At 67.0% G+C, this 21,758-nt stretch carries 22 protein-coding genes and 2 tRNA genes; 14 read left to right on the top strand and 10 right to left on the bottom strand.

Annotation, left to right across the window (positions count from 1 at the left end; all coding sequences use genetic code 11):
* The first annotated feature begins 5 nt into the window (after positions 1 to 5).
* On the top strand, positions 6 to 929 hold the full coding sequence (gene mutT1, locus AU192_RS18075) for an 8-oxo-(d)GTP phosphatase MutT1 (RefSeq protein ID WP_064398586.1): 924 nt from the start codon (positions 6 to 8) through the stop codon (positions 927 to 929).
* Positions 930 to 1,055: 126 nt separating this feature from the next.
* On the opposite strand, the gene AU192_RS18070 is transcribed toward mutT1, so the two are convergent.
* The 3 genes from AU192_RS18070 to leuC form a co-directional block, all read right to left on the bottom strand.
* On the bottom strand, positions 1,056 to 1,688 hold the full coding sequence (locus AU192_RS18070; RefSeq protein ID WP_064398584.1) for an HU family DNA-binding protein: 633 nt from the start codon (positions 1,686 to 1,688) through the stop codon (positions 1,056 to 1,058).
* Positions 1,689 to 1,877: 189 nt separating this feature from the next.
* Positions 1,878 to 2,474, bottom strand: a complete 597-nt coding sequence (gene leuD / locus AU192_RS18065; protein WP_064398581.1) for a 3-isopropylmalate dehydratase small subunit — start codon at positions 2,472 to 2,474, stop codon at positions 1,878 to 1,880.
* Positions 2,475 to 2,488: 14 nt separating this feature from the next.
* Positions 2,489 to 3,949, bottom strand: a complete 1,461-nt coding sequence (gene leuC, locus AU192_RS18060; RefSeq protein ID WP_064398580.1) for a 3-isopropylmalate dehydratase large subunit — start codon at positions 3,947 to 3,949, stop codon at positions 2,489 to 2,491.
* A gap of 38 nt (positions 3,950 to 3,987) precedes the next feature.
* Between leuC and AU192_RS18055 the strand changes: the two genes are divergently transcribed.
* Positions 3,988 to 4,689: an IclR family transcriptional regulator gene (locus tag AU192_RS18055; protein ID WP_064398577.1), complete on the top strand. Its 702-nt coding sequence runs from the start codon at positions 3,988 to 3,990 to the stop codon at positions 4,687 to 4,689.
* Positions 4,690 to 4,721: 32 nt separating this feature from the next.
* Here the strand turns inward: AU192_RS18055 and AU192_RS18050 are convergent.
* The 4 genes from AU192_RS18050 to AU192_RS18035 form a co-directional block, all read right to left on the bottom strand.
* A tRNA-Glu gene (locus AU192_RS18050) sits at positions 4,722 to 4,794 on the bottom strand.
* A gap of 62 nt (positions 4,795 to 4,856) precedes the next feature.
* Positions 4,857 to 4,931, bottom strand: a tRNA-Gln gene (locus AU192_RS18045).
* A gap of 118 nt (positions 4,932 to 5,049) precedes the next feature.
* Entirely contained in the window at positions 5,050 to 6,525 is a 1,476-nt protein-coding gene (gltX, locus tag AU192_RS18040; RefSeq protein WP_064398576.1) for a glutamate--tRNA ligase, read from the bottom strand.
* Positions 6,525 to 7,334 carry a fumarylacetoacetate hydrolase family protein gene (locus AU192_RS18035; RefSeq protein WP_064398573.1) on the bottom strand — a complete coding sequence of 270 codons (810 nt, stop codon included), beginning with the start codon at positions 7,332 to 7,334 and terminating at the stop codon, positions 6,525 to 6,527. The genes gltX and AU192_RS18035 overlap by 1 nt, the downstream gene beginning before the upstream one ends.
* A 116-nt stretch (positions 7,335 to 7,450) precedes the next feature.
* On the opposite strand from AU192_RS18035, the gene AU192_RS18030 reads away from it, so the two are divergent.
* The gene (locus tag AU192_RS18030) at positions 7,451 to 8,656 is read left to right on the top strand and encodes an MFS transporter (RefSeq protein ID WP_064398571.1); all 1,206 of its coding nucleotides are present in this window, start codon (positions 7,451 to 7,453) and stop codon (positions 8,654 to 8,656) included.
* Positions 8,657 to 8,874: 218 nt separating this feature from the next.
* On the opposite strand, the gene AU192_RS18025 is transcribed toward AU192_RS18030, so the two are convergent.
* Positions 8,875 to 9,885, bottom strand: coding sequence for a 3-isopropylmalate dehydrogenase (locus tag AU192_RS18025; protein WP_064398569.1), 1,011 nt, complete (start codon positions 9,883 to 9,885; stop codon positions 8,875 to 8,877).
* An 8-nt stretch (positions 9,886 to 9,893) separates the two neighbouring features.
* On the bottom strand, positions 9,894 to 11,480 hold the full coding sequence (serA, locus tag AU192_RS18020) for a phosphoglycerate dehydrogenase (RefSeq protein ID WP_064398567.1): 1,587 nt from the start codon (positions 11,478 to 11,480) through the stop codon (positions 9,894 to 9,896).
* 78 nt (positions 11,481 to 11,558) lie between these two features.
* Between serA and AU192_RS18015 the strand changes: the two genes are divergently transcribed.
* From AU192_RS18015 to AU192_RS17965, 11 genes are all read left to right on the top strand, one after another.
* Complete coding sequence (locus tag AU192_RS18015; protein ID WP_064398565.1) at positions 11,559 to 12,989, top strand: phytoene desaturase family protein; 1,431 nt, start codon at positions 11,559 to 11,561, stop codon at positions 12,987 to 12,989.
* A 194-nt stretch (positions 12,990 to 13,183) separates the two neighbouring features.
* On the top strand, positions 13,184 to 14,248 hold the full coding sequence (locus AU192_RS18010) for a polyprenyl synthetase family protein (protein ID WP_064398865.1): 1,065 nt from the start codon (positions 13,184 to 13,186) through the stop codon (positions 14,246 to 14,248).
* Entirely contained in the window at positions 14,248 to 15,756 is a 1,509-nt protein-coding gene (gene crtI / locus AU192_RS18005) for a phytoene desaturase family protein (RefSeq protein WP_064398563.1), read from the top strand. Before AU192_RS18010 ends, crtI begins: the two co-directional genes overlap by 1 nt.
* Positions 15,753 to 16,700, top strand: coding sequence for a phytoene/squalene synthase family protein (locus AU192_RS18000; RefSeq protein WP_064398561.1), 948 nt, complete (start codon positions 15,753 to 15,755; stop codon positions 16,698 to 16,700). Before crtI ends, AU192_RS18000 begins: the two co-directional genes overlap by 4 nt.
* Before the next feature lie 2 nt (positions 16,701 to 16,702).
* Positions 16,703 to 17,047, top strand: coding sequence for a lycopene cyclase domain-containing protein (locus tag AU192_RS17995; protein WP_064398558.1), 345 nt, complete (start codon positions 16,703 to 16,705; stop codon positions 17,045 to 17,047).
* The gene (locus tag AU192_RS17990; protein WP_064398556.1) at positions 17,044 to 17,373 is read left to right on the top strand and encodes a lycopene cyclase domain-containing protein; all 330 of its coding nucleotides are present in this window, start codon (positions 17,044 to 17,046) and stop codon (positions 17,371 to 17,373) included. The genes AU192_RS17995 and AU192_RS17990 overlap by 4 nt, the downstream gene beginning before the upstream one ends.
* Positions 17,370 to 18,101: a class I SAM-dependent methyltransferase gene (locus AU192_RS17985; protein WP_064398553.1), complete on the top strand. Its 732-nt coding sequence runs from the start codon at positions 17,370 to 17,372 to the stop codon at positions 18,099 to 18,101. The genes AU192_RS17990 and AU192_RS17985 overlap by 4 nt, the downstream gene beginning before the upstream one ends.
* Positions 18,098 to 19,609 carry an FAD-dependent oxidoreductase gene (locus AU192_RS17980; protein WP_064398552.1) on the top strand — a complete coding sequence of 504 codons (1,512 nt, stop codon included), beginning with the start codon at positions 18,098 to 18,100 and terminating at the stop codon, positions 19,607 to 19,609. Before AU192_RS17985 ends, AU192_RS17980 begins: the two co-directional genes overlap by 4 nt.
* Complete coding sequence (locus AU192_RS17975; RefSeq protein ID WP_064398550.1) at positions 19,606 to 20,613, top strand: Rieske (2Fe-2S) protein; 1,008 nt, start codon at positions 19,606 to 19,608, stop codon at positions 20,611 to 20,613. The genes AU192_RS17980 and AU192_RS17975 overlap by 4 nt, the downstream gene beginning before the upstream one ends.
* Positions 20,614 to 20,651: 38 nt before the next feature.
* Positions 20,652 to 20,861 carry a hypervirulence associated TUDOR domain-containing protein gene (locus AU192_RS17970; RefSeq protein WP_064398548.1) on the top strand — a complete coding sequence of 70 codons (210 nt, stop codon included), beginning with the start codon at positions 20,652 to 20,654 and terminating at the stop codon, positions 20,859 to 20,861.
* Between the two features lie 4 nt (positions 20,862 to 20,865).
* Entirely contained in the window at positions 20,866 to 21,204 is a 339-nt protein-coding gene (locus tag AU192_RS17965; protein WP_242656972.1) for a DUF3140 domain-containing protein, read from the top strand.
* Here AU192_RS17965 and idi read toward each other — a convergent pair.
* Positions 21,165 to 21,722, bottom strand: coding sequence for an isopentenyl-diphosphate Delta-isomerase (gene idi, locus AU192_RS17960; RefSeq protein WP_064398546.1), 558 nt, complete (start codon positions 21,720 to 21,722; stop codon positions 21,165 to 21,167). The genes AU192_RS17965 and idi overlap by 40 nt on opposite strands.
* Positions 21,723 to 21,758: the final 36 nt, after the last annotated feature.

The raw sequence follows: 21,758 nt of genomic DNA, 5'->3' as shown, positions 1-21,758 counted from the left end.
TTGAGGTGCCGAAGCGGACATCCGAGACCGGCTCCGATGCGGAGACGATCCTGGCCGCCGGGGCGGTGCTGTGGCGGCCCAACGGAAATCCCGATGCGCCGGAAGTCGCGCTGATTCACCGCCCTCGGTACGACGACTGGTCGCTGCCCAAGGGCAAGGTGGACCCCGGCGAGACCGAGCCGGTGACCGCCGTCCGCGAGGTATGCGAAGAAACCGGGTACACCGCATATTTGGGCCGGCGACTCAGTTCGGTCAGCTATCCCGTCGAGGGCGGTAAGAAGAAGGTGCGCTACTGGGCGGCGCGCATGGTCCGCGGGGAGTTCCGCCCGAATGACGAGGTCGACGAGCTCAAATGGCTACCCGTCCCGGCGGCGATCAAACAGCTCGATTATCCGCACGACCGAAAGGTGCTGCGCCGCTTCGCGAAGTATCCGGCCGACACCAAGACCGTGCTGATCGTCCGGCACGCCACCGCGGGCAGCAAGTCCCGGTTCAAGGGCGACGACCGCAAACGGCCCTTGGACAAGAACGGTCGCGCGCAGGCGGAGTCACTGGTCGCGATGCTGCTCGCCTTCGGTGCCGACCGACTGTTCGCGGCGGACCGAGTGCGCTGTGTATCGACATTGGAACCACTGGCACAAAAACTCGGGACATCGATCCGAAGTGACGGGCTGCTGACCGAGGAGGCTTACGCGGAGAACCGCAAGGCCGCCCGGCAGCGCTTCCTCGAGATCGCCGACACCGCTGGCACCCCGGTGATCTGCACTCAGGGCAAGGTCATTCCGGACCTCATCGAATGGTGGTGCGAGCGCGACGGCGTGCGGCCCGACAAGTCGCGCAATCGCAAGGGCAGCACCTGGGTGATGTCGCTTCACAACGGTCGGTTGATTGCGGCGGACCACATGGGCAGCCCGCTGGCCGTGAAATGACGCCCACACGTTGAATGCAAATTCCGGCGGACTCCCGCTCGGAAAGATTGAGCCGTAGATGTTTTGGTGGGCGTGAAACGCGAACACGCCGTGGGTCGCGCAGACCCACGGCGTGTCCGGTTGAAATTACTTGCGCCCGCGCTTGGCCGGTGCCTTCTTGGCGGCCGACTTCTTGGCTGCCGACTTCTTGGCCGGTGCCTTCTTGGCGGCCGACTTCTTGGCCGGTGCCTTCTTGGCCGCCGACTTCTTGGCCGGCGACTTCTTGGCGGCGGTCTTCTTGGCTGCCGTCCGCTTCGTCGCGGCCTTCTTGGCCGGTGACTTCTTGGCGGCGGTCTTCTTGGCTGCCGTCCGCTTCGTCGCGGCCTTCTTGGCCGGTGACTTCTTGGCGGCACTCTTCTTGGCCGGCGACTTCTTGGCCGCCTTGCGGGCACTCCCCGCCGTAACGCCTCTCTTCACTGCTGGTCCTTCCGCCGGGAGGCGCTGCGCCCCAGAGACAACGGCTTTGAACTGAGCGCCGGGCCGGAATGCCGGCACAGAGGTGGGCTTCACCCGGACGGTCTCGCCGGTGCGCGGATTACGCGCGACGCGTGCTGCGCGGCGGCGCTGTTCGAAAACGCCGAAGCCGGTAATGGTGACGCTGTCACCCTTGTGCACCGCACGCACGATGGTGTCAACGACATTCTCCACCGCTGCGGTGGCCGACCGACGGTCCGAGCCCATTTTCTCCGTGAGTACGTCGATGAGCTCTGCTTTGTTCATGCATAACCTCCGGAAACCAGTGGTCCTCTTTGGACCGACTAGAGGACACGGTAAACCCATTCCCCATTGATTTCCAAGAGCCACGCGCAGTTTCAGGCGAAGCCAGCGAACTTTCTTGCCCCCCTTGACCTCCAGAGGGGGCCCGGAGAACCGGGTCCACTGACGGTGATTTCGGCTTACCGGGCGCCGTTATCTGGCCGGCAGAGTCCGCGGTTTCCAGTCCGGCCTGCGCGATTCATAAGCCGCGATATCATCGCATTTGCGCAGCGTAAGACCTATATCGTCGAGTCCGGAGAGCAATCGCCAAGCCGTATAGTCGTCAATTCTGAACGGCACCATGACCGTTCCTGCGGCGATGGTTCGATCTTGAAGATTCACAGTGATTTCCAGGCCTGGCTGCTGCTCGATGAGCTTCCATAAAATTTCCACATCATCTTGCGGAATTTCGGCCGCGAGAAGCCCGGCCTTGCCCGCATTGCCCCGAAAGATGTCGGCGAAGCGGGACGAGATGACGACCCGGAAGCCGTAATCCATAAGCGCCCAGACGGCATGTTCGCGTGACGAACCGGTGCCGAAATCTGGGCCGGCGACCAATACCGAACCTTTGTCGAACGGGGGCAGGTTCAATACGAACGACGGGTCGTTACGCCAGGCGGCGAACAAACCGTCCTCGAAACCCGTTCGTGTAACTCGCTTCAGGTAGACCGCCGGGATGATCTGATCGGTGTCGACATTCGACCGACGCAGGGGGACGCCGATGCCGGTGTGGGTATCGAAAGGCTGCACGGGTTCTGCTCCTATCAGTCGGTCAGGTCTGCGGGCGAGGACAACGTGCCACGCACCGCGGTGGCCGCCGCGACCGCGGGAGACACCAGATGTGTGCGGCCGCCCTTGCCTTGCCTGCCCTCGAAATTCCGGTTGGAGGTCGACGCACAACGTTGACCCGGTGACAGCTGGTCAGGATTCATGCCCAGACACATCGAGCAGCCCGCCTGACGCCACTCCGCTCCCGCAGCGGCGAAGATCTCTCCGAGCCCTTCGGATTCGGCCTGCATCCGCACGCGCATGGACCCGGGCACGATCAGCATGCGCACCCCGTCAGCGACCTTGCGTCCACGCAGCACGTCGGCGGTCACCCGCAGATCCTCGATGCGGCCGTTGGTGCACGAACCGACGAAGACGGTGTCGACCGTGATGTCACGCATCGCGGTACCGGGCCGAAGGTCCATGTAGGCCAACGCCTTTTCGGCTGCTTGGCGCTGACCCTCGTCGAACATCAATTCCGGGTCGGGCACCGAATCGGACAGCGGCACCCCCTGGCCCGGGTTGGTGCCCCACGTGACGAACGGGCTCAGGGTCGAGGCGTCGATGTAGACCTCGGTGTCGAATTCGGCACCCTCGTCGGTGCGAAGGTTGCGCCATGCGGCGACTGCGTCGTCCCACTGCTGGCCCTGTGGGGCGTGCGGACGCCCGCGCAGAAATTCGAACGTCGTGTCGTCAGGTGCCACCATGCCGGCCCGCGCACCCGCCTCGATGCTCATGTTGCAGATCGTCATCCGGCCCTCCATCGACAGCGATTCGATGGCGCTGCCGCGGTATTCGATGACGTGACCTTGTCCTCCGCCGGTGCCGATCTTGGCGATCACCGCGAGAATGATGTCTTTGGCGCTCACTCCGTCGGGAAGTTCACCGTCGACGTTGACCGCCATGGTCTTGAACGGGCGCAAGGGAAGAGTCTGTGTGGCGAGTACGTGCTCGACTTCCGACGTACCGATTCCCATCGCCAGCGCGCCGAACGCACCGTGCGTGGAGGTATGGCTGTCGCCACAGACCACGGTCATCCCGGGCTGCGTCAATCCGAGCTGCGGTCCGATGATGTGCACGATGCCCTGCTCGGCATCACCCATCGGATGAAGCCGGATACCGAACTCTTCGCAGTTGCGCCGAAGGGTCTCCACTTGTGTGCGCGACACGGGGTCGGCGATCGGCTTGTCGATGTCGACCGTCGGCACGTTGTGGTCCTCGGTGGCGATGGTCAGATCCGGTCTGCGTACCGGACGCCCCGCCAACCGCAGCCCGTCGAATGCTTGCGGGCTTGTCACTTCGTGGACGAGATGGAGGTCGATGTAGATCAGGTCGGGTTCGCGCGCAGCGCCCTCGCCGCCACCTTCGACAACGACGTGGTCGGCCCACACCTTTTCGGCCAACGTGCGCGGTGTGTCACCGCGGCCGCGGGCGGCACTGGGAACATCGGTGGACATCTTGACTATCTCACAATCTGGGACGTTAGTATCTCCTTGTGAGACAGGATAGCGGCATCGGCGTATTGGACAAAGCCGTGGGTGTGCTGCACGCGGTCGCCGATTCGCCCTGCGGGCTGGCCGAACTGTGCGAGCGCACGGGCTTGCCGCGTGCCACAGCGCATCGCCTTGCCGCGGGTTTGGAAACCCACCGCTTGCTGGCACGCAACGGCGACGGCCGCTGGCGGCTCGGTCCCGGCCTGACCGAGTTGGCCGGACAGGTCAACGATCCGCTCGTGGCCGCAGGAGCGGTCGTGCTGCCCCGGTTGCGCGAGATCACCGGCGAGAGCGTGCAGCTCTACCGCCGCGAAGGCACCTCGCGGATCTGCATCGCGGCGCTGGAACCGCCTGCCGGGCTGCGGGATACCGTGCCGGTCGGCAGCACGCTCCCGATGACGGCGGGCTCGGGCGCCAAGGTCCTGCTGGCGTATGCCGACGCGGCCACCCAGCAGGCCGTCCTCCCGAACGCCAAGTTCACCGATCGCACTCTGGCCGAGGTACGCAAGCGCGGCTGGGCGCAGAGCGCCGCCGAACGCGAGCCGGGTGTGGCCAGTGTCTCGGCTCCGGTGCGTGACGGACGCGGCGTGGTCATCGCCGCGGTATCGGTGTCCGGGCCGATCGACCGGATGGGCCGGCGGCCGGGTGCACGGTGGGCGGCCGATCTGTTGGCCGCTGCCGACGCCCTGACCCGGCGCCTGTGAGATGTGATGCAGTTCGCAGACCGCGAAATCTGTACCCCCGATGGGATTCGAACCCACGCTACCGCCGTGAGAGGGCGGCGTCCTAGGCCGCTAGACGACGGGGGCTAGAACTGGTTTCCGGATCGCCAGCATATCTCAGCGAGATTTGTCGGCCTAATCACGGTGGTTGGCTGGGGTACCAGGACTCGAACCTAGAATGGCTGAACCAGAATCAGCTGTGTTGCCAATTACACCATACCCCATCGGCAGTCCGTAACCGCAGGTCACGGGCTTATTTTGGCCCCCTTGCGTGGCGGGCGGAACCCATCGCGCGCGGTGTCGGACCGACGTGCAGACTACCAAAGATTTTCAACGCGCTTTTCACGCCTCGGCTTCCGCGGCGGCTCGTTCGCGGCCGGCCCGTAGCCGGTCCAAGCTGCGTTCGCGCCCCAGCAGGTCAAGCGATTCGAATAGTGGCGGGCTGACCGAAGCACCCGTGGCGGCGACGCGGATCGGGCCGAACGCCTTGCGCGGCTTCAGTCCGAGGCCGTCGAGCAGCACCTCCTTGAGGGCCGCCTCGATCGCCGGAGTGGTCCAGTCGCCGACGTTCTCCAGTGCGCCCAGTGCGGCGTCGAGCACCGCGACCGCCTCGGGCTTCAACTCCTTGGCCGCCGACTTCTCGTCGAGCGTGAACTCCGCGTCGTTTAGGAACCGCAACAGGTCCCACGCGTCGCCGAGCACCACGATGCGGGTCTGCACGAGCGCGGCGGCTTCGGCGAACCGGTCGTCGTCGAGGCCGGTGTCGTGACCGTGCTCGGCGAAGTACGCGCTCAGACGGGCGCTGAACTCCTCTTCGCTCAGCATCCGGATGTGTTCTGCGTTCAGCGCGTCGGCCTTCTTCTGGTCGAACCGCGCCGGATTTGAGTTGACGTCGGCGACATCGAAGGCGGCCACCATCTCGTCGAGGCTGAAAACGTCCCGGTCCTCGGCGATTCCCCACCCCAGCAGGGCCAGATAGTTCAGCAGGCCTTCCGGGATGAAACCGCGCTCGCGATGCAGAAACAGATTCGACTGGGGATCACGCTTGGACAGCTTCTTGTTGCCGTCCCCCAGAACGCTTGGCAGATGCGCGAACTCGGGAATCCGGTCGGCCACACCGATCCGCATCAGCGCCTGGTAGAGCGCGATCTGGCGCGGAGTCGACGACAGCAGGTCCTCACCGCGCAGCACGTGGCTGATCTTCATCAGCGCGTCGTCGACCGGATTCACCAACGTGTACAACGGCTCCCCGTTGCCGCGGGTTAACGCGAAATCGGGTACCGATCCGGCCGGAAACGTCGTTTCACCGCGCACGAGATCGCGCCACCCGATGTCCTCGTCGGGCATCTTCAACCGCACTACGGCGCGCCGGCCCTGGGCGCGGAACTCCGCCTTCTGCTCCTCGCTCAGGTCGCGGTCGTAATTGTCGTAGCCCAGCTTCGGATTGCGCCCCGCGGCCAGATGACGCGCTTCGACTTCTTCGGGCGTGGAGAACGACTCGTAGGCGTCACCGGCCTGTAGGAGCCGGTCGATCACGTCGCGGTAGAGATCGAGCCGCTGCGACTGGCGGTACGGCCCGTAGGGACCACCGACTTCGGGGCCTTCGTCCCAGTCGAGTCCGAGCCAGCGCAACGCGTCGAGTATCGCGCGGTAGCTCTCCTCGGAATCGCGCGCCGAGTCGGTGTCCTCGATGCGGAACACGAAGGTGCCGCCGCTATGGCGGGCGTACGCCCAGTTGAACAGCGCGGTGCGGATCAGGCCGACGTGCGGCGTACCCGTGGGTGACGGACAGAACCGCACCCGGACATCACTTGTCATCACTTCCCTTTGCGCACAACCGGATTCGTCAACGTTCCGATACCTTCGACGGTGATGCTCACGGTGTCGGAGTCCTCGATCGGGCCGACACCCTCCGGTGTCCCGGTCAGGATCAGATCGCCCGGCAGCAAGGTCATCACCCGGGAGATCCATTCCACGATCGCGCCGACGTCGTGGATCATCATCGACGTCCTACTGTTCTGCTTGACGACGCCATTGACCTCTGTGCGGATCTCCAGGTCCGCGGGATCGACGTCGGTGACGATCCACGGCCCAACGGGGCAGAACGTGTCATGGCCTTTCGCGCGGGTCCATTGACCATCCTTCTGCTGCTGATCGCGGGCCGAAACATCGTTGGCGATCGTGTATCCCAGGATGTTCTCCGCGGCGCGCGCGGCCGACACGTCCTTGCACGGTCTGCCGATGACCGCCGCCAACTCACCTTCGAAGTGCACGGGATCGGCGTCGGCGGGCAACTGAATCGGCACGTTCGGTCCAACGATCGCCGTGTTGGGTTTCATGAAGATGATCGGGTCGTCGAAAGTGGGGGGTTCCGAACCGTCCCCGGCGCGTGCGGCCATCTCGGCGATGTGGGCGGCGTAGTTCTTGCCCACGCACACCACCTTGGTCGCAAGGATCGGGGCGAGCAGGCGCACGTCGGCCAGCGGCCATTGCCTGCCCGTGAACTGCGGCTTACCGAACGGGTGCTCGGCGATCTCCCTCGCGATCGCCTGGGCGGGATCGTCGAGTGGACCCTCGACGCTGACGAAGGCGACACCATCGGGGCTGGCGATTCGGCCAAGACGCATGGCGTTCAGCCTAGTAGCCGGCCAAGAAGCGGCGGCCGACCGCTCCCACGACAGCTTTGTCTCGGTATCTGAGATACTGATTCAGCATGGTGAGATCGGTATGCCACGATGGACCGATGTCCGCCGAGTCGCTCACCACTGCACGGCGATGGTCGTTGCTGTGTATCGCGCTGGCGGCCACGACGAGCGCCAACGTGTTCATCAACGGTGTGGCGTTTCTCATCCCCACACTGCACAGCGAGCGGGGCCTTGACCTCGCGGCGGCGGGCCTGCTTTCCGCGATGCCGGGTTTCGGGTTGGTGATCACGCTGATCGCGTGGGGCTATGTCGTCGACCGCTACGGCGAGCGCATTGTGCTGACGGTCGGGTCGGTGCTGATATCGGCGGCGGCGTTCGCCGCCGCCTTCTCCCAATCTCTGGTCGCCGTCGGCGCTTTCCTCTTTCTCGGCGGTATGGCGGCCGCGAGCAGCAATTCGGCCAGCGGACGGTTGGTGGTCGGCTGGTTTCCGGTCGAACGACGCGGCCTGGCCATGGGGATCCGGCAGACGGCCACCCCGTTGGGCGTCGGGTTGGGCGCGCTGGTGATCCCGCTTCTGGCCGAAAGTCACGGCGTGACCGGCGCGTTGCTGTTTCCCGCGGCGGTCTGCGCGGTGTCGGCGCTGGTGTGCCTGGTCGCGGTGATCGACCCGCCACGGCCGCCGCGTTCCGAGGCGCCAAGCGAACATCTCACGAACCCCTATCGGGGATCGTCGTTGCTGTGGCGGATCCATGCCGTCTCGGTGTTGCTCGTCGTGCCGCAGGCGCTGGTGTGGACTTTCACGCTGGTGTGGTTGATGTCGGAGCGCGGCTGGTCGGCAGGCTCGGCGGGCCTCATCGTCATGGCGGCCCAACTGCTAGGCGCCGCCGGACGTGTCGCGGCGGGGTACTGGTCGGACCGGTTGGGTCAGCGGCTTCGTCCGATCCGTGCGATCGCTGCTGCCGCGGCGCTGTCCATGGGCGCCCTGGCGCTGTCGGACTGGCTGAGCTCTCCGGTCGCGGTGGCAGCGATGGTGGTCGCCTCGGTGATCACGGTGTCCGACAACGGTTTGGCGTTCACCGCGATCGCCGAGATCGCCGGGCCGTTCTGGAGCGGCCGCGCCCTGGGCACCCAGAACACGGCCCAGCATCTGGCATCGGCCGTCGCGGCCCCCACGTTCGGGGCGCTGATCGGGGTTGCCGGTTATCCGGCGGCGTTCGCCGTCTGCGCACTGTTCCCGCTGGCGGCGATACCGATCGTGCCCGCCGATTCCTCGGGTTCGCCGGACCCTGCGCGGGAACTGTGATTCAGCGATGGGAGTTTCGCGCGGGGCTGTTCACACTGATGTCATCAGTCTCTGCCGAACCAGTGCTGCCGTTGCCCACCTACGAGCGAATAAGTCGCTGGGAGCGAATTATTCGCTCAGAGGTGGGCTGTAAGAGAGGCAGTTCCCGGGGCTATCTGAGCTCGGGTATCTGAGCGCCCGAGGGTCAGGCGGCCGCGACCGCCATGAGTGACGCCGAGCTATAGAAATCCCGCGATCCGGTCGCCGATCGCGGTAGTGGACAGCTTCTCGTCACCGCGCGTGGCCAGATGCTGCTCGACGGCCTTGTCGACGCGCGCGGCAGCGTCGGCTTCGTTGACGTGTGCCAGCAGCAGTGCGACCGACATGATCGCGGCGGTCGGGTCCGCGATTCCCTGGCCCGCGATGTCGGGGGCGCTGCCGTGCACGGGTTCGAACATCGACGGGTTGGTGCGGGTGGCGTCGATGTTGCCGCTCGCCGCAAGGCCGATCCCGCCACACACCGCGGCTGCGAGATCGGTGACGATATCGCCGAACAGGTTGTCGGTGACGATCACATCGAAACGGCCGGGGTCGGTGACGAGGTGGATGGTCGCCGCGTCCACATGCTGGTAGGCGATCTCGACGTCACCGAAGTCGGCGGCGACCTCCTGAACGGTGCGCCACCACAACGCGCCCGCGAAGGTCAGGACGTTGTTCTTGTGCACAAGGGTCAGGTGCTTACGACGCTGCTGGGCACGGACGAATGCGTCCGTCACGACGCGACGCACACCGAAAGCGGTGTTGATGCTGACCTCGGTGGCGATCTCGTGCGGCGTGCCCACACGGATCGCACCGCCGGTTCCGGTGTAGGGACCCTCGGTGCCTTCGCGCACGACGACGAAGTCGATGTCGGGGTTGCCTTCCAAGGGGCTGTTCACGCCGGGGTACAACCGGCCGGGCCGAAGGTTGATGTGGTGGTCGAGTTCGAACCGGATCCGTAGCAGCAGACCGCGTTCGAGCACGCCGCTGGGTACCGACGGGTCCCCGATCGCGCCGAGCAGGATCGCGTCGTGCCCGCGCAGTTCGTCGAGCACGGAGTCGGGCAGCACCTCACCGGTGGCGTGGTAGCGGCGCGCGCCCAGGTCGTAAGGCGTCTTGTGCACGCCGGGAAGCACCGCGTCGAGAACCTTGACGGCCTCCCCGACCACCTCCGGACCGATCCCGTCGCCGGCGATGATCGCCAGCTTCATCGCCGAAGTCACGACAGATCAACCACTTCCAGCATCATCGCGCCGACCTCTTCGGCGATGGTGGACCGGACATCGGAGGGAACGTCGCGATCGATGCGCAGCAGGATGGTCGCGCCGGGACCTTCGGCGTCCTCGCTCAACTGGGCGGCGTGAATGTTGATGCCCGCCGACCCGAGGATGGTGCCGATCTTGCCGAGCGTGCCCGGCTGGTCGACGTAGTTGACGATCAGGTAGACGCCCTCGGCGCGCAGGTCGAAGTTGCGCCCGTTGATCTGGACGATCTTCTCGACCAGCTGCGTACCGGTCAATGTGCCTGCGACGTTGGCGGTCGCCCCGTCGGCGTAGACGGCCCGCACGTCCACCACGCTGCGGTGGTTGGGACTCTCGCTCGCGGTGCTGATCTCGGCCTGCACCCCCCGCTCGGCGGCGAGCGCCGGGGCATTGACGAACGTGACGGGGTCTTCGATGATCGCCGAGAACAGTCCGCGCAATGCCGAAAGGCGAAGCACTTCAACGTCTTCGGCGGCGAGCTCACCCTTGACCTGCACCGCCAGCGACACCGGAAGCTCGTCGCACAACACTCCGACCAACAGGCCGAGCTTGCGGACGAGGTCCAGCCACGGCGCGACCTCCTCGCCGACGACTCCCCCGCCGACGTTGACCGCGTCGGGAACGAACTCCCCGGCCAGGGCAAGCTTCACGCTGGCCGCGACGTCGGTACCCGCCCGGTCCTGCGCCTCGGCGGTGGACGCGCCCAGATGCGGGGTCACCACCACCTGCGGCAGGTCAAACAGCGGACTCTCGGTCGTTGGCTCGGTGGCGAACACGTCGATGCCGGCCGCGCGCACATGCCCTGAGCGCACCGCTTCGGCCAGCGCGTCCTCGTCGATCAGGCCGCCGCGGGCGGCGTTGACGATGATCACGCCGGGCTTCGTCTTGGCAAGCGCCTCCTTGCCGATCAATCCCGCGGTCTCCGGTGTCTTCGGCAGGTGCACGGAGATGAAGTCCGCGCGCTCCAACAGCTCGTCGAGGCTGAGCAGCTCGATGCCGAGCTGTGCGGCGCGGGCCGCCGAGACATACGGGTCGTAGGCGACGACGTGGGTGCCGAACGCGGCCAGGCGCTGGGCCACCAGCTGGCCGATGCGGCCAAGGCCGACAACGCCGACGGTCTTGCCGTAGATCTCGGTACCCGAGAACGACGAGCGCTTCCAGGTGTGCGCGCGCAGCGACGCATCGGCGGCCGGGATCTCGCGCGCCGCGGACAGCAGCAGGGCCATGGCGTGCTCGGCCGCGCTGTGAATATTCGAGGTCGGCGCGTTGACGACCAGCACGCCCCGGGCGGTGGCGGCGTCCACGTCGACGTTGTCGAGGCCGACTCCGGCACGGGCGACGATCTTGAGCTTGGGCGCGGCGGCGAGCACCTCGGCGTCGACGGTCGTCGCGGAGCGCACCAGAAGCGCGTCGGCATCGGCAACCGCGGCCAGCAGCTTCGGCCGGTCCGGACCGTCGACCCAACGGACTTCCACCTGGTCACCGAGGGCGGCGACCGTCGATTCGGCCAATTTGTCGGCGATCAATACAACGGGCAGACTCACGCGGTCAGCCTAATGGGCTTGAATGTTGGGGTGGTGGGTGGGAGAACCGCAAGTGTGGTGGGTGGGAGAACCGCAGGCGTGGATGTCACCGTCGTCGGCAGCGGACCCAACGGTTTGGCGGCGGCCGTCGTCTGTGCCAGGGCCGGGTTGTCGGTGCAGGTGCTCGAGGCGCAGCCGACGCTCGGGGGCGGCGCCCGCACACTCGCCGACCCGGAGTTTCCCGGCGTCTCCCACGACATCTGTTCGGCCGTTCACCCGCTCGCGCTGGCGTCGCCGTTCCTGGCCGAATTCGACCTGCCCGCCCGTGGCGTGAGCTTGCGGGTGCCCGAGGTCTCCTACGCCAATCCACTTCCCGGGGCGCGCGCCGCGATCGGTTACCACGACCTCGACCGGACCGCTGCGGAACTCGAGCACGGGAAGTCATGGCGCAGATTCTTCGGCCCCATGGTCGAACGCGACGACGCCGTACTCGATCTGCTGCTCGGCGACAAACGCTCGGTGCCGAGCAATCCGATCGCCGCCGTCCAGGTGGCGAGCCGGCTGCTCGAACAGGGCACGCCCGCATGGGGCGCACTCAAGGGTGACGATGCGCGTGCATTGTTCAGCGGCGTTGCCGCGCATGTGATCTCTCAAATGCCGTCGTTGGTGTCGGCAGGTGGGGGCCTCATGTTGGCCACGCTCGCACACACCGTCGGCTGGCCCATCCCCGTCGGCGGAAGCCAGGCCATCGTCGATGCGCTGATCTCCGATCTCCGTGCTCACGGTGGCGTGATCACGGCCGGCCAAGAGGTCACCGAACCACCCGAGGGTGTCGCACTCTTCGACACCGCACCCACCGCGCTGGCCCGCATCTACGGCGACAAGCTGCCCCGCCGCTACGCAAAAGCGTTGCAGCGATATCGATTCGGCCCCGGCGTGGCCAAGGTCGACTTCGTGCTCTCCGAGGATGTGCCGTTCACCGACGAGCGCTTACGACAGGCGCCCACGCTGCACATGGGCGGCACCCGCGAACAGATGGCACACGCCGAACGCGAGATCGCCTCAGGGCGGCACCCAGAGTGGCCGATGGTGCTCGCCGCGCAACCACACCTGGAGGATCCCGGCCGCATCGACCCCCAGGGCCGCCGGCCGTTGTGGAGCTACGCGCACGTCCCGAACGGATCGACCGTCGACCAGGCCGAGCGGGTCACCGACATCTTCGAGCGCTTCGCGCCCGGCTTCCGCGACATCGTGGTGGCCGTGCGAACCGTTTCCGCCGCACGCCTGGCCGACCACAACGCCAACCTGGTCGGCGGCGACATCGGCGTCGGCGGTAACACCCTCATTCACGCGCTGACGGGCCCGACCCCTCGACTCAACCCCTGGACCACACCCATCCCCAAGGCGTACCTGTGCTCGTCGGCCACGCCGCCCGGGGGCGGGGTGCACGGCATGGCCGGTTATTTCGCCGCACGAACGGTACTGCGGCGCGAGTTCGGCATCAAGACGGTGCCTGCGCTGTCTCCCTGAGCCCGGAACTCGGTACGTATCGATGCAAATTCGATGCGTAGGTGCGGCGAGAAGGGGTACCCCGGTTGAGTTCGACCGATTCGGGTACCTGTCATCGCATCGAGTGAAGGGAACGCTGCTTGAGCGGGATCAACGGAAACACGCAGACCCCGCTCCTGTCGGTGTCAGACCTCACCGCTCCCCCCAAAGGGCTGATGACCACCGCATTTCCGGTATGGCGCGACGCCATACGCAGTGAGGTGCTTCGGTCACTCAACGAATTCGTCAAGACACGCTGCGCCGACGACCTCAAATCGGCCGGAGTCGATATCGCCGCCGACGTCCTGCAGGCTTTCGTCGACGGTGGAAAGTGCGTCCGCTCGACCTTCGTCTACCTCGGCTGGTTGTCTAATGCCGACGACGATCCCGGTGCGCTGCGGGCGGCGGCGAGCTTCGAGTTGCTGCATGCGTTCGCCCTGCTGCAGGACGACGTGATGGACGGCTCCGCGCTGCGCCGCGGGCGGCCCTCTGCTCATGTCAGGTTCGCGCAGTGGCACCGCGAGCGGGCGATGTCGGGTTCACCCGAACGTTTCGGCGAGGCCGCGGCCGTCCTTCTCGGTGATCTATGCCTGGTGTGGGCCCAACAGATGCTGCGGGAAAGCGGCGTCGGGGAGGCTGCGCTGGCGCGCGGCTGGCAGAGATACGACGCGATGCGCACCGAGCTCGCCGTAGGCCAGTTCGCCGACCTGGTCAACGACGCCGCCGAATTCCCCGAGTGGGAACGGGTTCTCGACGTGATGCGGCGCAAGTCCGGCAACTACACCGTGCGCAGACCACTCGAGATCGGCGCCGACATGGCCGGATGCCCGCCCCGTGTGCTGATGTTGCTCGGCCAGTACGGCGAAGCGGTCGGTGAGGCCTTCCAGTTGCGCGACGACGTCCTCGGCATCTTCGGGTCTCCCGAGATCACCGGTAAGCCGGCGGGCAGTGACCTCTTCGAGCACAAGGCGACCAGCGTCGTGGTGGCCGCCTACCGCCTCGCGGACGCGAACCATCGCCGCGAGCTCACCCATCTGATGAGTGCCTCCGATCTGGATCACGACGACATCCGCCGGTGGCGCGAGCTGATCGTCGCGACCGGCGCACTGGAATGGGTTGAACAGCTGATCGATTCGCGGCTCAACCGAGCGCTCGAGCTGATCGACACGAGGCAACTGGATCCGTTGATCCGCACCGCGCTGGCCGACATGGCCGCCGCCTGCACCGAACGGGCCGCGTGATGCGCACCGTCGCGGGCCGCACCGACCACGTCGTCGTGGTCGGTGCAGGGCTGTCGGGACTGTCGGCGGCGCTGCAGCTCGCCGGGCGCGGCCGCACCGTCACGGTCCTCGAACGCGGACACCATCCGGGTGGGCGCGTCGGTCGCGCCGACATCGGCGGCTACCGCCTCGACACCGGGCCGACCGTGCTGACGATGCCCGACATCATCGACGACGCGTTCGCCGCCGTCGGCGAGAACACCGCGGACCGACTGGACCTGATCAACGTCGATCCCGCCTACCGCGCGTCGTTCGCCGACGGCAGCTCGCTGCACGTGCGCGCCGAAGCCGACGCGATGGCCGCCGAGATCGAGGGCTTCGCAGGCCGCGACCAGGCGGACGGCTATCTGCGCCTTCGCGATTGGCTGGCCAAGCTGTACCGCGTCGAGTTCGACGGGTTCATCGCCGCGAACTTCGACTCACCGCTGTCGCTGCTGACACCGCAGCTCGCCCGGCTGATCGCCATCGGCGGCTTCCGGCGCTGGGACAGGATGGTGCGCCGCTTCATCAGCGATGAGCGACTGCAGCGGGTGTTCACCTTTCAGGCGTTGTACGCCGGTGTGCCGCCGCACCGGGCGCTGGCGGTGTACGCCGTGATCGCCTACATGGACACGATCTCCGGCGTGTACTTCCCCCGCGGCGGTGTGCGCGCGTTGCCCGAAGCGCTGGCCGCGGCCGCGACCGATGCCGGCGTCGAGTTCCGTTACGATTCGGCGGTTTCGGCGTTGGAGCGCACGGGCGACCGGGTGGTCGCGGTGCACACCGAGGGCGGTGACCGGATCACTGCCGACGCGGTGGTGCTGACCACCGAACTGCCCGACACGTACCGGCTGCTCGGTCGCACGCCGCGGCGTGCGCTGCCGCTGCGGCCCGCCCCGTCGGCGGTGGTGGCCCACATTGGCTGCCGCACCGTGGGCCCGGACGTCGGACACCACACGATCGTTTTCGGCGACGAGTGGCGCAAGACGTTCACCGACATCATCGACGACGGACGCGTGATGTCGGATCCGTCGCTGTTGGTGACCCGCCCCACCGCCGGGGACCCGTCGCTGGCGCCCGCAGGCCGGGACCTGCTGTACGTCCTCGCCCCCGCACCCAATCTGACAGTGGGACACATCGATTGGGCATCGACGCGCGACGATTACGTGCGCCAGATGATCGACGTGGTGAGCTCACGGCTCCCGCAGGTGGGGGTCGACCCCGAGGTGCTGCACGTCGTGGATCCCGCGGACTGGGCGCGTCAGGGAATGGCCGCGGGAACTCCGTTCGCGTTGGCCCACACGTTCGGCCAGACCGGCCCGTTCCGTCCCGCCAACACCGTTCGCGGCGTCGCCAACGTGGTGTTGGCGGGGTCGTCGACCGTCCCGGGAGTCGGCGTGCCGACCGCGCTGTTGTCCGGGCGGCTGGCGGCCGACCGAATCACCGGCCTGCCAGTCCGGCGGGCCCGTAGCCAGGTGGTGCAAGCATGATCGGTTCCGAACTCGACGCCGCGGGCGTACACGACCCGGCACTGCGCGAGGCCTATCGTCGTTGCCGCACGATCAACGCCGAACACGGCCGCACCTTCTTTTTGGCCACCCGGCTGCTGGCGCCCGAACAGCGTCCCGCCGTGCACGCGCTGTACGGCTTCGCCCGCCGCGCCGACGACATCCTCGACGACTTCGATCCCGTCATCAGCATGAATGAGCGCGCCGATCAGTTGCAGCGCCTGGCCACCCAGCTGTTCAACCGGCTCGCGCAGGGCAGCTGCGACGACGGGGATCCGTCGCTGGCCGCGGTGGTGCACTGCGCCCGGCGGTACGGCATCCCGTGGGAGCTGTTCGACGACTTCCTCGGCTCCATGCGCATGGACCTGAGCGTCACCGACTATCCCGACCGGGCCGCACTCGATCGTTACATGTACGGCTCGGCCGAGGTGATCGGTTTGCAGCTTCTGCCCGTACTGGGCACCGTCGGCCCACGCGAAGAGGCCGCGCCGTATGCGGCGGCACTGGGAAAGGCGTTTCAGCTCACCAACTTCCTGCGTGACATCGACGAGGACCTCGAGCGCGGCCGGGTCTACCTGCCCGCCGACGAACTGGCCGCATACGGGGTCGACCGGGATGTGCTGACCTGGTGCCACGAGAACCGTCGCACCGACGTGAAGGTGCGCCGGGCGCTGGTGGAACAACACGCCATCAACCGGCGCGTGTACGACTTCGCGCGGCGCGGCATCGCTCATCTGAGCCCGCGGTCGCGCCCGTGCGTGTCGGCGGCGCTGACCCTGTACTCCGAAATCCTCGATCGAATCGAGCAAATCGACTTCGCCGTGTTCAGCCAGCGCGCCACCGTGGGCACCGGTCGCCGCATCCGCGTCGGATGCGCCGGACTGGTCAAGGCGTGGAGGGCCCGTCGTCAGGAACCCAAGGCGTGACGATGGACAACTGGCATTACCTGTTGGTTCTGGCCGCCTGCCTGGTGATCACCGCGCCGTTGGAGATCTTCGGCGACGGCGTTTACCGGCAGGCGCGCCGGGCCGCAACCGCGATTCTGCCCGCGGCCGCGGTGTTCGTGCTCTGGGATGTGATCGCCATCTTCGCCGACGTGTGGACATACAACTCGAAGTACGTCACCGGGATCGACATCCCCGGCGTGATGCCGATCGAGGAACTGCTGTTCTTCATCGTGATCCCGCTGTGCGGATTGTTGACCTACAACGCCGTCACCACGATCCTGACCTGGCTGCAACGGACGCGGGGTCGAGTGGAGCAGACCAAATGACCGGACTCGGATACACGGTGCCCGCCGTACTCGGGGTGATCGCCGTGTGCGCGCTGGAGTTGGGTGTACTTCGCACCGGGCTGTTCCGCAAGCCCGCGTACTGGGTCTCGATGACGATCGTGCTCGGTTTCCAGATACCGGTCGACGGTTGGCTCACCAAGCTCAGCGCACCGATCGTCATCTACGACGAACGGCACACCAGCGGCATCCGGTTCCCGTTCGACATCCCGGTCGAGGACTTCCTTTTCGGCTGGGCACTGGTCACCGCGGTGCTACTGCTGTGGGAACGGCAGCGGTTGCGCGCACAGAGGAGGAACGCGTCGTGAAAGTCAATGCGGGCCGTGACGCCGGTGACCCCGCTGACGTCCCCGCCGCGTTCGACGAGGGAGCGCCGACCTACGACAAGCTGGTCGACTCCAATCCCGGATACCATGAGCACCTTCGTATTTCGGCGCAGCGGATGCGGTTGCCCGATGACGGTCGCGGGCTGCGGTTGCTGGACGCCGGTTGCGGCACCGGCGCGTCGACCGCGGCGCTGCTGTCGGTGGCACCGCACGCAGAGATCGTCGGCGTGGACGGCTCTGAAGGCATGCTGGCCGAGGCGCGGGCCAAACCGTGGCCCGACTCGGTGCGGTTCGTCCACAGCCGCATCGAGGACCTCGCCGCCGCCGGCGTCGGCGGCCCCTTCGACGGCATCTTCGCCGCCTACCTCATCCGCAACCTGCCCGACCCCGACGCGCAACTGCGCGAGTTCCGCGCACTGCTGCGCCCGGGAGCGACGCTGGCGGTTCACGAGTACTCCGTGCGCGACTCGCGGCTGGCGACCGCGGTGTGGAACGCCGTGTGCGCCACCATCATCATTCCGAGCGGGCGTCTCCGCAGCGGTGATGCCTCGCTGTACCGGTACCTGCGGCGCAGCGTGAATCACTTCGACGGTGCCGCAGAATTTCGGGATCGCCTGCGCCGCAACGGATTCACGGCCGTGCATAGCGAGACGATGCCGGGTTGGCAACGCAACATCGTGCACACGTTCCTCGCCGAGGCGCCCCGATGACCGACCCGCAACGCATCACCCACCCCGCACCGCCGCCCGACGCGGGGGGGCCTTTCGACAAACCGCACGTTGTCGTCGTCGGCGGGGGCATCGCGGGCCTGGCCGCGGCCACCGGTCTCGCCGAACGCGGGGTGAGCGTCGATGTCCTCGAACGCGAGACGTACCTCGGGGGTCGTGTCGGTGGGTGGACCGATTCGCTCGACGACGGCTCTCCGGTCGCCATGAACCGCGGCTTCCACGCCTTCTTCCGCCAGTACTACAACCTTCGAAACCTGTTGCGCCGCATCGATCCAGCGTTGGGCATGCTCACTGCCGTCTCCGACTACCCGCTGGTTGACGCGCACGGTAGGCGCGACACATTCCGGGGCCTGCCGCAGACGCCACCGTGGAATGCGTTGGCTTTCGCGCTGCGCAGTCCCACCTTCCGGCTTCGCGACCTGGTGCGGCTCAACGCGCGCGCCGCGGCGCCCTTGGCCGCGGTGTCGGTCCCCGAGATCTATGACCGTCTGGACCATGTCGACGCCGACACCTTCCTGCGCGACATCAACTTTCCCGAACCCGCTCGCCACCTGGCCTTCGAGGTCTTCTCGAGGAGCTTCTTCGCCGAGCCGACCAACCTCTCTGCCGCCGAACTGGCAACGATGTTCCACATCTACTTCCTGGGCTCCAGCGAGGGCCTGGTGTTCGACGTCGCAGGTGCGAACTTCGACACGGCGCTGTGGGAACCGCTGCGCGCCTACCTGCAATCGCTGGGAGTCCGCATCCACACCGGTGTGTCGGTGACCGAGGTACGCACCGATGACCGGTTCGCGGTGCACTCCGACGGCGGCGACCCGCTCGAGGCCGACGGGGTTGTATTGGCCACCGATGTCTCCGGCCTGCAGCGCATCGTCGATGAATCGGCATCGCTCGGCGACGACGAATGGCGATCCCGGATCGCCGCAATGGGCACGGCCGCACCGTTCGTCGTGCAGCGACTGTGGCTGGACCGGCCCCTCCATCCGGACCGTGCGGCATTTCTCGGGACGGGCGGCCGACCGCCGCTGGACAATGTGAGCGTGCTGGACAGGTACGAACGGGAGGCGGCGACGTGGTCGCGCCGAACCGGCGGCTCGGTGGTGGAGCTGCACGCATACGCGGTGACCGACGGAAAAGACGACGTGCTCGAGCGGTTACCGGTGCGGATGGCCGAACTGTATCCCGAAACCGCCGACGCGAAGATCGTCGGCGAACGGGTGCTGTGCCGTCAAGACTGCCCGCGCTTCGCCCCCGGTGACTTCGAACGCCGCCCCACCGTCTCGACGCCGCACCCCGGCCTGGCGCTGGCCGGTGACGGTATCCGCATCGACCTGCCGGTCGCGCTGATGGAGCGGGCCGCGACCACCGGATGGTCGGCGGCCAACCTACTGCTGAAGCGCTTCGGCTTGACCGGCCACGACCTCCAGACGGTGCCCACCCAGGGTCGCTTCGCCCCCCTGCGGCGACTGGCCGAAAGGCAGTACGCATGACCATGCTCGCTGAAATCAAGGCACGGTTGGCGAAAACCACGCCGTTTCAACTGCTTCCGCGTACCACGTGGTCCGGCCAGCGGCCGACGTACGACGATGCCAAGCCGTCGCTGATTCACAGCGCGCTGCGCCGCTCACAGCGCAGGCCGAGCGGAAACTGGTATGCGTTCGCGGCCAGCGACACCATCGGCAAGCGACCGATCAGCGCCACGGTCGGTGGAGTCGAACTGGTCGCCTGGCGCGGCACCGACGGCAGTCTCGCAGTCGGCTCGGCAGCCTGTCCGCACCTCGGCGCCGACCTGTCCACCGGGACCGTCGAATGCGGAACGTTGATCTGCCCGTGGCACGGACTGCGCTTCGACGGCGGCCGAACCTGGAGCTGGCGGCCCTACCCCGCCCACGACGACGGTGTGCTCGCATGGGTGCGGCTGGACGCAATCGGCGGCGAAACCCCGACGGAGGCACCGATATTGCCGAGGCGACCCGACGGGCCGCGGTTGTCGGCGGTGACGCGGTTGGTCGGCACCTGCGAGCCCAGCGACGTGATCGCCAACCGGCTCGATCCGTGGCACGGGGCGTGGTTTCACCCGTACTCGTTCACGCGGCTGGACGTACTGTCGGCGCCGGCGGCCGACGACGATCTCCCCGAAGACGCCGACCGCTTTCTGGTCGCAGTCACCTTTCGCATCGGGCGGCTCGGCGTGCCGGTGATCGCGGAGTTCACCACACCGGAGCCGCGCACCATCACCATGCGCATCATCGACGGCGAAGGCGCGGGAAGCGTGGTCGAGACGCACGCGACCCCGCTCGGTCCCGACCGCGACGGCGTGCCCCGCACCGCCGTCATCGAGGCGGTCATCGCCCATTCCGACCGTCCGGGCTTTGCGCACGCGCTTCGGGGCGCGCCGATGATCACCCCGTTCATGCGATATGCGGCCACCCGCTTGTGGCGTGACGATCTGGCTTACGCCGAACGGCTTTACCGGCAGCGCTCCCGGGCTTGAGCCCGTTTTGCGTCGGGCCGCCCGGGTATACCGCCGAGATGAGCAAGGACATCCGCAAGGGCGACAAGGTGCAGTGGAAGAGTCACGGCACCACCGTCACCGGAACGGTCGAAGAGAAGATCACCTCGGACACTGAGGCCGCGGGGCGCACGGTGCGCGCCGACTCCGATAACCCGCAGTACCGGGTGCGCAGCGACAAGAGTGGCCGCGACGCGGTGCACAAGCCGGAATCGCTGAAGAAGAAGTAGCGTCGTGGCCGACACCCCCGACGATCGCGCCGCGACCTACGCCGAGTTCACCGGCACCGTCAACATGACCGCCGGTGAACTCGAGAAGTGGCTCGGCGCAGCGGAATCCAAGGCTGTTGGGCAGAAGTCCGACGGCGCGGAGTCGACCGGCCACGCGAGCGGCAGGCGCATCGTCGAGTTGCTGCGCAAGAAGAAATCAGAGCTGGACGACGACGATTATGCACACATGCGCAAGGTCGTCGGATATGCGCACCGCCATCTGGCTCAGCGGCCGAACGGCGACATCGAGGACTCGGCCTGGCGCTACTCGCTGATGAACTGGGGCCACGACCCCTGCAAGTGAGGCTCGTCGAGAAGCGGTATCTGCTCCATGGCCCACGGGCTGATCGACCAGGGCAATCCGACCGCCGAGCGCAGCTGATCCCAGGAGACCCACATCCACTCCATGACCTCGCCCGGATCGGGCCGCAACCGCCCGTCGCAGCGGGCGAAGAACACCGGACAGATCTCGTTCTCGACCGTGCCGTCGGCGGCGACCGCGCGGTACCGGAAGTCGGGCAGCACGCACACCGGGGATTGGATCGATATGCCCAACTCCTGGCCGGCGCGGCGGCGCACCGCATCCTCGACCTTCTCCCCCGGTGCCGGGTGCCCGCAGAACGAGTTCGACCACACCCCCGGCCACGTCGTCTTGTTCAGCGCGCGACGGGTCAACAGCACCCGCCCGTCAGCATCGAACAGATAGCACGAAAACCCCAGGTGAAGCGGGGTCGCCGCGTGGTGCACAGTCGTCTTGGCGGCGCTGCCGATCTGCCGCCCCTGTTCGTCGAGAAGGACGACGCACTCGCCGGTCGTGGCCATGGTCGTCGGCGTGCTCACTGCAGACACCTCATGTGT

The organism is Mycobacterium lehmannii (assembly GCF_001499925.1).
Classification (GTDB): Bacteria; Actinomycetota; Actinomycetes; order Mycobacteriales; family Mycobacteriaceae; genus Mycobacterium; species Mycobacterium lehmannii.
This window is presented reverse-complemented; position numbering and strand designations above follow the sequence as displayed.

What these genes read in the sequence shown, in the direction of transcription:
- AU192_RS18070 (WP_064398584.1), bottom strand. Translation starts at nt 1,688, where the DNA reads ATGAACAAAGCAGAGCTCATCGACGTACTCACGGAGAAAATGGGCTCG.
- AU192_RS17995 (WP_064398558.1), top strand. Translation starts at nt 16,703, where the DNA reads ATGGACAACTGGCATTACCTGTTGGTTCTGGCCGCCTGCCTGGTGATC.
- crtI (WP_064398563.1), top strand. Translation starts at nt 14,248, where the DNA reads ATGCGCACCGTCGCGGGCCGCACCGACCACGTCGTCGTGGTCGGTGCA.
- AU192_RS18035 (WP_064398573.1), bottom strand. Translation starts at nt 7,334, where the DNA reads ATGCGTCTTGGCCGAATCGCCAGCCCCGATGGTGTCGCCTTCGTCAGC.
- idi (WP_064398546.1), bottom strand. Translation starts at nt 21,722, where the DNA reads ATGGCCACGACCGGCGAGTGCGTCGTCCTTCTCGACGAACAGGGGCGG.
- AU192_RS17980 (WP_064398552.1), top strand. Translation starts at nt 18,098, where the DNA reads ATGACCGACCCGCAACGCATCACCCACCCCGCACCGCCGCCCGACGCG.
- AU192_RS18030 (WP_064398571.1), top strand. Translation starts at nt 7,451, where the DNA reads ATGTCCGCCGAGTCGCTCACCACTGCACGGCGATGGTCGTTGCTGTGT.
- AU192_RS17975 (WP_064398550.1), top strand. Translation starts at nt 19,606, where the DNA reads ATGACCATGCTCGCTGAAATCAAGGCACGGTTGGCGAAAACCACGCCG.
- AU192_RS17990 (WP_064398556.1), top strand. Translation starts at nt 17,044, where the DNA reads ATGACCGGACTCGGATACACGGTGCCCGCCGTACTCGGGGTGATCGCC.
- AU192_RS18010 (WP_064398865.1), top strand. Translation starts at nt 13,184, where the DNA reads ATGACCACCGCATTTCCGGTATGGCGCGACGCCATACGCAGTGAGGTG.
- gltX (WP_064398576.1), bottom strand. Translation starts at nt 6,525, where the DNA reads ATGACAAGTGATGTCCGGGTGCGGTTCTGTCCGTCACCCACGGGTACG.
- leuC (WP_064398580.1), bottom strand. Translation starts at nt 3,949, where the DNA reads ATGTCCACCGATGTTCCCAGTGCCGCCCGCGGCCGCGGTGACACACCG.
- AU192_RS17970 (WP_064398548.1), top strand. Translation starts at nt 20,652, where the DNA reads ATGAGCAAGGACATCCGCAAGGGCGACAAGGTGCAGTGGAAGAGTCAC.
- AU192_RS18000 (WP_064398561.1), top strand. Translation starts at nt 15,753, where the DNA reads ATGATCGGTTCCGAACTCGACGCCGCGGGCGTACACGACCCGGCACTG.
- AU192_RS18025 (WP_064398569.1), bottom strand. Translation starts at nt 9,885, where the DNA reads ATGAAGCTGGCGATCATCGCCGGCGACGGGATCGGTCCGGAGGTGGTC.